The following is an 11,830-nucleotide window of genomic DNA, read 5'->3' as shown; positions in this document are numbered from 1 at the left end:
GGGCGCAGGTAAGCCGGTCACCGGTCGTCTACGTCACGTCCCCGCGACCGTTCTGCCGGGAATACGGCATGTTCGCGATGCCCGTCCAGTCGCTCTTCCAGCTCCTTGACCATGTCCTGCAGTTCGGAACGGATCCAGTCCCGGGTGGCGACCTCGCCGAGACCGATCCGCAGGGCCGCGATCTCCCGGGTCAGATACTCGGTGTCGGCGATGGACCGCTCGTTCTGCTTGCGGTCCTGCTCCAGGTTGACCCGGTCACGGTCGTCCTGCCGGTTCTGCGCGAGCAGGATCAGCGGGGCCGCGTAGGAGGCCTGGAGCGACAGCATCAGGGTCAGGAAGATGAAGGGGTAGTTGTCGAAGCGCAGGTCGCGCGGGGCGAAGATGTTCCACAGGACCCAGACGATGATGACGACCGTCATCCAGACGATGAACCGGCCGGTGCCCAGGAAGCGCGCGATGCGCTCCGACAGCCGCCCGAAGGCCTCCGGGTCCCACTCGGGCAGGATCCGGTGCCGGGGCTGCCGCGGCTGGTCGAGGCGGGCCCTGGGACGGCTGGTCGCCGTGGCTCCGGCCGGGGTGCGCTCGACGCGCCCCGTCTCGCGCTCAGGAGTCATGCGTGCCCACCTCCTCGGTCGTGCCCTCGTCGAGGTGGAACTCCGTCTCCCGCCAGTCCTCCGGCAGCATGTGGTCCAGGACGTCGTCCACGGTCACCGCGCCCAGCAGGGAGCCCGCCTCGTCGACGACGGGCGCCGCGACCATGTCGTACGTCGCGAAGAACCCGGCGACGACCGGCAGTGCCGCGTCCGGTGCCAGGGCCTGGAGATCGTCGTCGAGCATCGAGCTGACCAGCGTGTACGGGGGGTCGCGCAGCAGGCGCTGGAAGTGGACCGTGCCGAGGTACTTGCCGGTCGGGGTCTCGTCGGGCGGACGGCAGACGTAGACCTGGGCGGCGAGGGCGGGGGACAGATCGCGGTTGCGCACCCGCGCGAGGGCGTCGGCGACGGTGGCGTCGGGGCGCAGGATGATCGGCTCGGTGGTCATCAGCCCGCCCGCGGTGTGCTCCTCGTACGACATCAGGCGCCGCATGTCCGCCGCGTCGTCGGGCTGCATCAGGCTCAGCAGCCGCTCCTTGTCCTCCTCCGGGAGTTCGGAGAGCAGGTCGGCCGCGTCGTCGGGGTCCATGGCCTCCAGGACGTCCGCCGCGCGCTCCTCCTTCAGCTTGCCGAGGATCTCGATCTGGTCGTCCTCCGGGAGCTCTTCGAGGACGTCGGCGAGCCGGTCGTCGTCGAGCGCGGCGGCGACCTCGGCGCGGCGCTTCGGAGACAGATGGTGCAGGACGTTGGCGAGGTCGGCGGGGCGCAGCTGCTCGAAGGTGGCGAGGAGGCTCTCCGCGCCCTGTCCGTGCTCCTCCAGCGAGAACCCGGTGACCGCCGACCACTCGACGGTCAGCGTCTCGCCCTTCGCCCGCCGGAAGGCGGTCGCCTTCTTCCCCTTGCGCACGAAGACCCGGTCGATCTCCCAGTCCCGGCGGGCCGGCAGTTGCTGCACCGACACGTCGAGGACGCTGACCTCCTCGCCGGTCTCGACGAGCGTCACGCGCCGGTCGAGCAGTTCCCCGAAGACGAGGCGCTCGGTGGGCCGCTGCTCGAAGCGGCGGACGTTGAGCACGCCGGTGGTGATGACCTGGCCGGACTCGATGCCGGTCACCCGGGTCATGGGCAGGAAGATACGGCGCCGGGTGGACAGTTCGACGACCAGCCCGAGCACCCTCGGCGGCCGCCGCCGGACCCGCAGCACGACGACCAAGTCGCGCACGCGCCCCACCTGCTCGCCGTTCGGGTCGAAGACGGGAACGCCGGAGAGGTGCGACACGAAGATCCGCGGAACGCCCGCTGCCATGACCGCACCTCCCTCTCCGTCAGTGGTGTTGCCGGTGATGTTCTTTTCCCAATTGCCCGCTCGTGCGGGCTTCAGGCTAGCCCGTCCCGATCGGATCCGCCCTGGTGGGCGGTCCGGACGGACTGGCTCCGCCCGCCGTCCGCGGCCCCGGTACGCTGCCGTACGCCGCTCAGCACACCCCCGCAGAAAGGCGGCCTTCTCTGTGACTGCGATTCCCCCGCTCCGAACCCGCCGGGCCTCGCTGGTGAGCGCGCTGTGCGCACTGGTCGTGGGCATGGGACTGACGGGGTGTGGTGAGGATCCGGACGCGGGCACGAACGGGGTGGGCAAGCTGCCCCCCGCGCAGATCCAGGCGAAGACGAAGTCGGCCGCCGGTGCCGTGGACACGGTGCGGCTGTCCGGCAGCGTGGTCACCAGCGGGCGCACGTACAGGCTCGACATGCGACTGAAGGCGGACGGCGGCACCGGGTCGGTCACCGCCGAAGGGGCCACCTTCCACCTGCTGCGGGTCGGTGAGCAGCTGTTCCTGAAGGCCGACGCGGCGTTCTGGAACAAGGAGGACGGCGAGTCCGGCGCCGACGGTTCGGACACGGCGGCCGCCGACAAGCTCGACGGCAAGTACGTGAAGGTGCCGACGGGCGACCCCTCGTACAAGAAGTTCAGCGGCTTCACGGACAAGGACCTCCTCCTCGACGGTCTGCTGACGCTGCACGGTTCGCTGGCCACCGACGGCCACCACGAGCAGTCCGGCGTCCGTACGATCCGCATCACCGGCGACGGCGGCTCCGGCGGCAAGCTGGACGTGTCGCTGGAGGGCAAGCCCTACCCGTTGCGCCTGGAGCGCGCCGGAGGGGCCGGAACGCTGAGCTTCTCCTCCTGGGGCAAGGACTTCGCCCTGAAGGAGCCGGCGACGGACGAGACGGTGGACTACGGCAAGCAGCTCCCGACGTCCTGACCGGCCGGCCGGACGCTCGTGGCAGCGGCTAGGCGCGTCCGCGCTTCCTCAGCAGCAGCTTGGGCAGCCCCGCCGGCGCCGGGTTCCGGGTGGTGGCGGGCGAGGGCACCGGACGTGCCGCCAGATCCCCGTCGGGCAGGGGCAGCGTGGCCCCCGTCGGCTCCAGGCGGAGCACCCGGCACTCACGGGCCCAGCGCTCGGTCATCGCCTCACCGTCGGGCGCGTTCAGCCGCTTGCCCTTGAGCTCGGCGACGGCCGCCTCCCACGCCTCGGAGCCGGGCGCGAGCGCTACGATCCGCGCCGTCCAGGAGACCAGCCTGCCCCCGTTGTCCTTGCTGCGGACGGTGACCTCGGCCGAGCCGCCGTCGGCCAGCCCGGCCAGCGGCTGCTCCCCGGGCCCGTCGCCGACCAGACAGACCGCGCCCTCGTGCCACACGTGCCACAGGGCACGCGCGGCCGGTTCGCCGTCGCCCCGGACCCAGACGAGGCCGGACTTCTTGGTGGCCTCCTCGACGAGGGCCCGGTCGAGCGGCAGCTCTCTTGTCATGGGCTCACCCTAGCGAGGCGGCAGCGGGGTCCTCACAGCCAGCCGTTGCGCTTCAGCGTGCGGTGGATGCCGACACAGAGCGCCACCATCGCCGACATGACCACCGGATAGCCGAACTTCCAGTGCAGTTCCGGCATGTAGTCGAAGTTCATGCCGTACACCCCGCACACCATCGTCGGCACGGCGATGATGGCGGCCCAGGACGTGATCTTCCGCATGTCCTCGTTCTGCGCGACGGACGCCTGCGCGAGGTTGGCCTGGAGGATCGAGTTGAGCAGCTCGTCGAAGCCGATGACCTGCTCCTGGACCCGGGCGAGGTGGTCGGCGACATCCCGGAAGTACTTCTGGATGTCGGGGTCGACCAGCCGCATCGGCCGCTCGCTCAGCAGCTGCATCGGCCGCAGCAGCGGTGACACCGCGCGCTTGAACTCCAGTACCTCACGCTTGAGTTGGTAGATCCGGCCGGCGTCCGTGCCGCGCGGGGTGCCCTTGCGGCCCGGTGAGAACACCTCCGTCTCGACCTCGTCGATGTCGTCCTGCACGGCGTCCGCGACCGCGATGTAGCCGTCCACGACGTGGTCGGCGATGGCGTGCAGCACCGCCGAGGGGCCCTTGGCGAGCAGCTCGGGGTCGTCCTGGAGGCGGTGGCGCAGTGCGCGCAGCGAGCCCTGGCCGCCGTGCCGGACGGTGATGAAGAAGTCCTTGCCGGTGAAGCACATGACCTCACCGGTCTCGACGACCTCGCTGTTGGCCGTGAGCCGGTCGTGCTCGATGTAGTGGATGGTCTTGAAGACGGTGAAGAGGGAGTCGTCGTAGCGCTCCAGCTTGGGCCGCTGGTGCGCCTGCACGGCGTCCTCCACGGCCAGCGGGTGCAGCCCGAACTCGCTGGCGATACCGGCGAATTCGGCCTCGGTCGGCTCGTGCAGACCGATCCACACGAAGCCTCCGTCGCGCCGCACCTGGCGCATGGCCTCCTGCGGGGTCGGCGGCTGTGTGTACACGACACGCGCCCCGTCGCGGTAGACCGCGCAGTCGACGACGGCCGACGGCGTGGCGGGGTCGCGGGTGGTGTCGTAGGCGCCGGTGTCCGTACGCCCGCCCCCCTTGCGCAGGGAGGGGCGGGCCGGGCGGACGACGGCACGGAGGTCGCGGATCATCGACATGGCAGGCTCCTTCGCGACGAGCAAAGAAAGACCGCCACGACGGGTGGAACTGCCCGGAATGGGGACGTCCTGACTGGGGATGTTTGGCACGTCCGCAAAGCGGGGAGCACCGCTCCGTCGCGGTGGCGAGCTTCGCTGCTGAATCAGACCGGAGTGATCTGGCAGATCGAACGGATCGGGCAGATCAGGTAGAACAAAACGAAGTGCTCTTCCGCATGAAGATGAGCGCGAGAGGTGGCGACCAGCCGGAGGCCAAGAAGCCGTAGCAGCTGCGTCAGCGGCCGGAAGAGCGAGTGGTACTGCACGGGTGACTTCGATCCATGACAGCCCCACCTCCTCCAGCCGGTCCCTCGTAAGGGAGTCTCGTCTGCGTCGGGGCAAGATCGCGACGCTTCTGCGTGCTGCCCCGAACCACCGGGCAAGAGTAGCAGTCGACTGAAGTGTCAAGGTGCTGCTTTGCCCTGCGCGGAGGAGTTCTATGCTCGCCGCATGGCAGAAGTTCTTCCTCTGGTCGAGGCCCGTTTGCGCAGCGCGCTGGGCGAGCCGGACGCCCGCGCGGCGGTCACCTTCCTCGGTACGGACCGCCTCGAGGTGCTGCGTTTCCACGAGGGGGACCTCGTCCGCTACGCCACGCTCGGCATGTCCGCGCAGCCGATGAGCGATCCCACGGCGGTGCTCGCCGACCCGGTCAAGGGTCCACGAGCCGAGCTGGTGCTGTCGGTCCGGCCGGGTGCCGCCGACACCGACAAGGTGCTCCGTCCGCTCGCCGTGCTCGCCGCGTCCCCGCAGGTCGAGGGCGTGGTCGTGGCCCCCGGCAGCTCCCTCGACGTGGGCGAACCGCTGTGGCCCGGCGCCCCGTTCACCTCGGTGCTGGTCGCCGAGCCGGGCGGTCTGGTCGAGGACCTCGACCTCGACGAGCCCCTCGACCCGGTCCGCTTCCTGCCCCTGCTTCCCATGACCCCCAACGAGGCCGCCTGGAAGCGGGTGCACGGCGCCCAGGCCCTCCAGGAGCGCTGGCTGACGAACGGGACGGACCTCCGGGATCCGTCCCGTAAATCCGTCCCGCTCGACTGACGCCTCGTGAGGAAGATCACCAACACGCGGCCGGAGAGCATCAGTTGACGCGCCGACGGCTCGCTCGGCGCCGTCGGCCTCCTGGGCCCGGCTCCTGGATCCGGTTCGCCTTCCCGGCCCGGTTCGCCTTCTCGGCTCAGCCGGCGAAGACCGACACCCCGTCCTGTGCCGCGTGCCGCGGCTCCAGCTCCTCGGCCTCGCGGGTCAGCGCCTTCCGCCGGACGACGACCACGACCGCGCCGAGGACCGCCGTGACCGCGGCGACGACGAACGGGACATGGATGTCGGTCCACTCCTCGATCTTCGGCGCGAAGTAGGGCGCGGCCGCGGCCGCGAACCACCGCACGAAGTTGTAGCCCGCGCTGGCCACCGGGCGCGGAGCGTCCGAGACGCCGAGCGCCAACTCGGTGTAGACGGTGTTGTTCACGCCGATGAACGCGCCCGACAGGATCGTGCACACGATCGCCGTGGTGTGGTCGCCGTACCCGAGGGCGAACACGTCGACGGCGAGCAGCACCAGCGAGCCGCCGAGCACCTTCAGCGAGCCGAACCGCTCCTGCAGCCGCGGCGCCACGAGGACGGAGAAGACCGCGAGCAGCACACCCCAGGCGAAGAACACCGCTCCCGACTTGTACGGGGTCATGTTCAGCACGAACGGGGTGAAGGCCAGCACGGTGAAGAACGTGTAGTTGTAGAAGAACGCCGAGGCCGCGGCGGAGGCGAGACCGCCGTGACCGAGTGCCTTGATCGGGTCCAGGAGCGAGATCTTCCGGGCCGGCTTCGGCTGCTCCTTCAGGAACACCGTGATGCACAGGAAGCCGACCGCCATCAGGAACGCGGTGCCGTAGAAGGGGTAGCGCCAGCTGGCGTCGCCGAGCACCGCGCCCAGCAGGGGCCCACAGGCCATGCCGAGGCCGAGGGCGGACTCGTAGAGCAGGATCGCGGCCGCGCTGCCGCCGGCCGCCGCGCCGACGATCACCGCGAGGGCGGTCGACACGAACAGCGCGTTGCCGAGGCCCCAGCCCGCCCGGAAGCCGACGAGTTCGCCGACCGAGCCCGAGGTGCCCGAGAGGCCCGCGAAGACGACGACGACGGCGAGGCCGAGCAGCAGCGTCCGGCGGCCGCCGATGCGGCTGGAGACGAAGCCGGTGACGAGCATCGCGAACGCGGTGATCAGGAAGTACGAGGTGAAGAGCAGGGAGACCTGGCCGGCGGTGGCGTCCAGCCCCTGGGCGATGGACGGCAGGATCGGGTCGACGAGACCGATGCCCATGAAGGCCACGACGGACGCGCCTGCCGTCGCCCACACCGCCTTCGGCTGCCGCAGGATGCTTCCGGCTCCCGCATCGAATGGGTCCATGGTTCCGTTCACCCCTCAGGAAGATGGTTGGTATATACACAGTAAGTTAGAGTGCCTAATAAATGCAAGCTACACGTAAAAGTTCCGGGTGGTCTCTTCCGTCCGGACGGGTGATCGTCCTTGACGTGGGCGGGCTCGGGTAGGACCGTGGGGCTCTATGAGGGGCGAACCCAGTTGCCCGAAGTGTGGTGGCCGGGTCAGGGCTCCCGGACTCTTCGCCGATTCCTGGCAGTGCGACGCGCACGGGACGGTGTATCCGCTTCAGCCCGTGATCCCGCCCAGCGTCGAGGCCCTCAGCGTCGTCGTGCACCGCACGCAGGTACCGGTGTGGATGCCGTGGCCGCTGCCGGTCGGCTGGCTCTTCACGGGCGTGACGTACGCAGGCGACGACCGCAGCGGAGGTCGCGCCACCGCGGTGGCCTGCTCCGGGCCCGGTCCGCTCGGCGGCATGGGCGAGCTGATCCTGGTCGCCGAGGAGCTGGGCGTCGGACTCGGTGCGTGGTACGCCGGTGTCGACGGGCCGGATCCGGGTCCGTACATGAGCGTCGAGAAACCCCCGCAGGCCAAGGTCCTGGCCGCCGGCCGCCCTACCCCGCTGTGGCATGTCTCCGCCACCCCGGACGACCGGGCCGTCTTCGCGGGCGAGGCGCGGGGGCTGTGGCTGTGGGCGGTGGTGTGGCCCGAGCAGTCCGGACTGCTGATGTACGACGAACTGGTGCTCACGGACCTGCGGGACGCGGGGGCCGAGGTGGAACTGGTGCCGTGCGGGGCGCTGTCGCCGCGCCTGCTCAAGCCTTAGCGCTCCGTCGCCGGGCGGCTGGGGGTGCGTTGCGCTTCCGGGTGGCCGGGGTGCGTTGTGCTTCCGGTCCTGGTCGTCTGCCGCGCCGTCGCGGCTGGTCGCGAACGTGTCTGCCGTGCCGTCGTGGCTGGTCGCGCAGTTCCCCGTCCCCCAGGGGTGGTCGGTGCCGTACGTGTGTCGTGGCCGGGGGTTTCGGTGTTGTGTGTAGGGGGCGCTCGGTGCTTTTGGGTGTGACATGGGTGGTGTGATTACCGGCTATGCTGGAGCGTCCCCTTCCGCCCGTCACCGCCTGGAGCCCGCGTCGTGCGCATCGATCTGCACTGCCACTCCACGGCCTCCGACGGTACGGACACCCCGGCCGAGTTGGTCCGCAACGCCGGTGCCGCCGGTCTGGACGTCGTCGCGCTGACCGATCACGACACCACCCGCGGCCACGCCGAGGCCATCGCCGCGCTGCCGTCGGGGCTCACGCTCGTGACCGGTGCCGAGCTGTCCTGCCGTATCGACGGTGTCAGCATGCACATGCTGGCCTATCTGTTCGACCCCGAGGAGCCCGCCCTGCTCGCCGAGCGCGAACTGGTGCGGGACGACCGGGTGCCACGGGCGCGGGCCATGGTCGCCAGGCTCAACGAGCTGGGCGTGCCCGTCAGCTGGGAGCAGGTCGCGCGGATCGCGGGGGAGGGGTCCGTCGGGCGGCCGCATGTCGCCACCGCCCTGGTCGAGCTCGGCGTCGTGCCGACCGTGAACGACGCCTTCACCGGGGATTGGCTGGCCGACGGCGGCCGGGCCCACGTCGAGAAGCACGAGACCGACCCCTTCGAGGCGATCCGGCTGGTCAAGGGTGCGGGCGGGGTCACCGTCTTCGCGCACCCGGGCGCGAACAAGCGCGGTCGTACGGTGCCGGAGTCCGCGATCGCCGAGCTGGCCGCCGCCGGCCTCGACGGCATCGAGGTCGACCACATGGACCACGACGCGGACACGCGCGCGCGGCTGCGCGGGCTGGCCGCCGATCTGGGGCTGCTGGTCACCGGCTCGTCGGACTACCACGGCAGCCGCAAGACCTGTGTGCTCGGCGAGTACACGACCGACCCCGAGGTGTACGGGGAGATCACCCGGCGTGCCACCGGGGCGTTCCCGGTGCCGGGGACCGGCGGAGCCTGAGGCTCACCTCCGCGCCCACCGGTCCACCCCCTTTCCCGCAAGGCTTCCGTACTGATGTTCGATGTCGCCGTCTTCGGCTCCCTGTTCCTCACCCTTTTCGTCATCATGGATCCCCCCGGGATCACCCCGATCTTCCTCGCGCTGACCGCCGGACGCCCCGCCAAGGTGCAGCGGCGGATGGCCTTCCAGGCGGTCTGCGTGGCAGGTGGTGTGATCACCGTCTTCGGGCTCCTCGGGCACCAGATCCTCGACTACCTGCATGTCTCCGTACCCGCCCTGATGATCGCGGGCGGGCTGCTGCTCCTGCTGATCGCGCTCGACCTGCTCACCGGCAAGACCGACGAGCCGAAGCAGACCAAGGACGTCAACGTCGCCCTTGTCCCGCTGGGCATGCCGCTGCTGGCCGGACCGGGTGCGATCGTGTCCGTCATCCTCGCCGTGCAGAAGGCGGACAGCGTGACGACCCAGGTGTCGCTCTGGGCGGCCATCCTCGCCATCCACGTCGTGCTGTGGCTGGTGATGCGCTACTCGCTGCTGATCATCCGGGTCATCAAGGACGGCGGCGTGGTCCTGGTGACACGGCTCGCGGGCATGATGCTCTCGGCCATCGCCGTACAGCAGATCATCAACGGCGTCACACAGGTGATCCGCGCCGGCTGACCGGGTCCCGGCACGCGCAGAGCCCCCTACGGCATCGCCGTAGGGGGCTCTGAAACCTGTAAGGGACCCGCGTTACGAGGCCGAGGTGTCGGCCGGACGGATCCACAGCCGCTGCCCGATGGCGGCGGCCTGCTGAACGATCCGGTTGACGGAGGCGGCGTCCACGACGGTGCTGTCGACGGGCGTGCCGTCGACGTCGTCGAGTCGCATGATTTCGAAGCGCATGGCTTCTCCCTTCGTCTGGTCATCCTCCTGAGGAGAACTACTTGGTTACGTAGGGAGTCAACGGGATGCGTGTTACAAACATTCCCTACGCTAAAGAAATTTTTCGAACGACTAACTACTAACGGGTAAGGGTGTTCGCGAGGACTGAACGGGACCGGTTGTGTTCGCAGCGTGACCACCGGGACAATGGAGGCGATGAACGACGACCTCCCGGCCCTCGCCGCCCGCATCGACCGCACGAACGAGCTGCTGACCCGCATGCTCGCCGAGGTGGCCAAGACACCCTCGACCCACGCCATCTTCGTCGACGCGGGGTATCTGTACGCGGCCGCGGGGCGCCTGGTGGCCGGGACCGAGGACCGCCGGGCCTTCGACCTCGACGCCGAGGGCCTGATCGAGGCGCTGATCGACCGCGCCCGCTCGATCTTCGCCGACAGCCGGCTGCTGCGCGTCTACTGGTACGACGGCGCCCGGCGCCGTATCCACACCTCCGAGCAGCAGTCCATCGCCGAACTGCCGGACGTGAAGGTGCGGTTGGGCAATCTGAACGCCAACAACCAGCAGAAGGGCGTCGATTCGCTGATCCGGACCGACCTCGAATCGCTGGCCCGGCACCGGGCCATCAGCGACGCGGCCCTGCTGGGCGGTGACGAGGACCTGGTCTCGGCGGTGGAGGCCGCGCAGGGGTACGGCGCCCGCGTGCACCTGTGGGGCATCGAGGCGCCGGAAGGCCGCAACCAGGCCGAGCCGCTGCTCTGGGAGGTCGACAGCCAGCGCACCCTCGACCTCGACTTCTTCAAGCCGTACGTCTCACGGCGCACCGCCGCGGCCTACGATCCGTCCGGCGCGAACCGGCCCACCCGCGAGGCCGTCCGTTTCGTCGGTGCGCAGGTCGCGGCGAAATGGCTGGCGGCGCGGGGCAGGGACGCGCTGGCCGAGCTGCTGCCGGGCCACCCCTACCTCCCCGGCTCCGTCGACCAGGACCTTCTCGTGGAGGCGGAGGGCATTCTCCAGTACTCCCTGCGCGGCCAGGCGGACCTGAGGCGCGCGCTACGGGACGGCTTCTGGGAGCACGTGCAGACGCAGTACTAGGACAGGTCCTGACGTCCGGGGTGACGGTCCCAGAAGTCGGCGAGCGCGTGGGCCGTCGGCAGCGGCTGGTCCTGGTTCGGCGAGTGCTCGGCGCCCGGCACGATCGTCCGGTGCGCGCCCAGCCGCACGGCCATGTCGTCGAGGAGGGGCACCGGCCAGGTGTCGTCCAGCGCACCCGACAGAACATGGAACGGGAGCGGAACGGCGGCGAGTTCGTCGACCCGGTCCGGCTCGACACACAACTGGCTCCCGGTCACCAGGAGTTGAGCGGGCTTGTGGTTCAGCCAGCGCAGCCGCAGTAGCTCCGGCTCGCCGAAGCCGCTGGCCGGACCGCCGACCTCCTCCGGCGGCCCCATCGCCAGAATCGCCTCCCACACCTGCGGCATCGTCATCACCGCGAGTGCGTCGTGCAGCAGTTTCACGCGCTGCTTCTGGGAGTCCGAGATCTCCGCCGGACCGGAGGCGACGAGCGTGAACGAGACGAAGGGGGAATGGTCGAGAATGACGCCGGCACGGGCGATCTGACCGCCCAGGGAGTGCCCGACGAGGTGCAGGGGAGTGCCGAGGGCCGCCGCCTGCGCCAGCACGTCCCGGGCCAACTCCTCACGCGCATAGGCGGATTCGTCCTCGGCCGGTCCGTCGGACTCGTTCTGTCCCCGACCGTCCACGGCGACGGTCCGGTAGCCGCGGGCCGCGAGCGGCTCGTGCAGCCGATGGAAGTCCTCCTTGCTCCCGGTGAAACCGGGCAGCAGCAGCGCGACACCTCGCTGCTCGACCCCGCTGGGCACGGGCGCGTCCACCACGGCGAAGTCACCGCGCTCGGTCCGCAGGTGATACGAACGCGCGCCGGGGGGCGGCGGAAAGGGGCTGGTGGAGCTCGACCTGGTCACGTCCC

Annotated in this window: 13 protein-coding genes; 6 read left to right on the top strand and 7 right to left on the bottom strand. The window is 70.2% G+C overall.

From position 1 onward, the window contains the following. Window positions 1-17 precede the first annotated feature (17 nt). Together ACIPFH_RS09245 and ACIPFH_RS09240 are read right to left on the bottom strand one after the other, a co-directional pair. Window positions 18-614 (bottom strand): DUF1003 domain-containing protein, encoded by a 597-nt coding sequence (locus tag ACIPFH_RS09245; protein WP_356248817.1) that lies wholly within the window; start codon window positions 612-614, stop codon window positions 18-20. After that, window positions 604-1,899 (bottom strand): magnesium transporter MgtE N-terminal domain-containing protein, encoded by a 1,296-nt coding sequence (locus ACIPFH_RS09240; RefSeq protein WP_401824554.1) that lies wholly within the window; start codon window positions 1,897-1,899, stop codon window positions 604-606. Before ACIPFH_RS09240 ends, ACIPFH_RS09245 begins: the two co-directional genes overlap by 11 nt. Before the next feature lie 202 nt (window positions 1,900-2,101). Between ACIPFH_RS09240 and ACIPFH_RS09235 the strand changes: the two genes are divergently transcribed. After that, window positions 2,102-2,854: a hypothetical protein gene (locus tag ACIPFH_RS09235; RefSeq protein ID WP_401824553.1), complete on the top strand. Its 753-nt coding sequence runs from the start codon at window positions 2,102-2,104 to the stop codon at window positions 2,852-2,854. A gap of 28 nt (window positions 2,855-2,882) precedes the next feature. Here the strand turns inward: ACIPFH_RS09235 and ACIPFH_RS09230 are convergent, their stop codons facing one another. Together ACIPFH_RS09230 and ACIPFH_RS09225 are read right to left on the bottom strand one after the other, a co-directional pair. Continuing rightward, on the bottom strand, window positions 2,883-3,401 hold the full coding sequence (locus tag ACIPFH_RS09230; RefSeq protein ID WP_401824551.1) for a hypothetical protein: 519 nt from the start codon (window positions 3,399-3,401) through the stop codon (window positions 2,883-2,885). Window positions 3,402-3,433: 32 nt separating this feature from the next. Then, window positions 3,434-4,564, bottom strand: a complete 1,131-nt coding sequence (locus ACIPFH_RS09225) for a magnesium and cobalt transport protein CorA (protein ID WP_356248825.1) — start codon at window positions 4,562-4,564, stop codon at window positions 3,434-3,436. A gap of 489 nt (window positions 4,565-5,053) precedes the next feature. On the opposite strand from ACIPFH_RS09225, the gene ACIPFH_RS09220 reads away from it, so the two are divergent. Next, window positions 5,054-5,638 (top strand): suppressor of fused domain protein, encoded by a 585-nt coding sequence (locus ACIPFH_RS09220; RefSeq protein WP_356248827.1) that lies wholly within the window; start codon window positions 5,054-5,056, stop codon window positions 5,636-5,638. 136 nt (window positions 5,639-5,774) lie between these two features. Here the strand turns inward: ACIPFH_RS09220 and ACIPFH_RS09215 are convergent, their stop codons facing one another. Further along, window positions 5,775-6,998 (bottom strand): MFS transporter, encoded by a 1,224-nt coding sequence (locus tag ACIPFH_RS09215; protein ID WP_401824549.1) that lies wholly within the window; start codon window positions 6,996-6,998, stop codon window positions 5,775-5,777. 157 nt (window positions 6,999-7,155) lie between these two features. On the opposite strand from ACIPFH_RS09215, the gene ACIPFH_RS09210 reads away from it, so the two are divergent. From ACIPFH_RS09210 to ACIPFH_RS09200, 3 genes are all read left to right on the top strand, one after another. After that, on the top strand, window positions 7,156-7,797 hold the full coding sequence (locus tag ACIPFH_RS09210; RefSeq protein ID WP_401824547.1) for a DUF6758 family protein: 642 nt from the start codon (window positions 7,156-7,158) through the stop codon (window positions 7,795-7,797). A 303-nt stretch (window positions 7,798-8,100) separates the two neighbouring features. Next, the gene (locus ACIPFH_RS09205) at window positions 8,101-8,958 is read left to right on the top strand and encodes a PHP domain-containing protein (protein WP_401824545.1); all 858 of its coding nucleotides are present in this window, start codon (window positions 8,101-8,103) and stop codon (window positions 8,956-8,958) included. 54 nt (window positions 8,959-9,012) lie between these two features. Further along, window positions 9,013-9,618, top strand: coding sequence for a MarC family protein (locus ACIPFH_RS09200; RefSeq protein ID WP_401824544.1), 606 nt, complete (start codon window positions 9,013-9,015; stop codon window positions 9,616-9,618). A gap of 72 nt (window positions 9,619-9,690) precedes the next feature. On the opposite strand, the gene ACIPFH_RS09195 is transcribed toward ACIPFH_RS09200, so the two are convergent. Beyond that, window positions 9,691-9,843 carry a hypothetical protein gene (locus tag ACIPFH_RS09195; protein ID WP_007384531.1) on the bottom strand — a complete coding sequence of 51 codons (153 nt, stop codon included), beginning with the start codon at window positions 9,841-9,843 and terminating at the stop codon, window positions 9,691-9,693. A 186-nt stretch (window positions 9,844-10,029) separates the two neighbouring features. Between ACIPFH_RS09195 and ACIPFH_RS09190 the strand changes: the two genes are divergently transcribed. Further along, complete coding sequence (locus ACIPFH_RS09190) at window positions 10,030-10,935, top strand: NYN domain-containing protein (RefSeq protein WP_356248855.1); 906 nt, start codon at window positions 10,030-10,032, stop codon at window positions 10,933-10,935. Here the strand turns inward: ACIPFH_RS09190 and ACIPFH_RS09185 are convergent. Beyond that, window positions 10,932-11,825, bottom strand: coding sequence for an alpha/beta fold hydrolase (locus ACIPFH_RS09185; RefSeq protein WP_401824542.1), 894 nt, complete (start codon window positions 11,823-11,825; stop codon window positions 10,932-10,934). The two genes, ACIPFH_RS09190 and ACIPFH_RS09185, sit on opposite strands and share 4 nt — an antisense overlap. Between the last annotated feature and the right edge of the window lie 5 nt (window positions 11,826-11,830).

The organism is Streptomyces sp. NPDC088157, from assembly GCF_044741545.1.
Classification (GTDB): Bacteria; Actinomycetota; Actinomycetes; order Streptomycetales; family Streptomycetaceae; genus Streptomyces.
The sequence above is the reverse complement of the archived record's forward strand: the minus strand, read 5'-3'. Positions and strand labels throughout refer to the sequence as shown.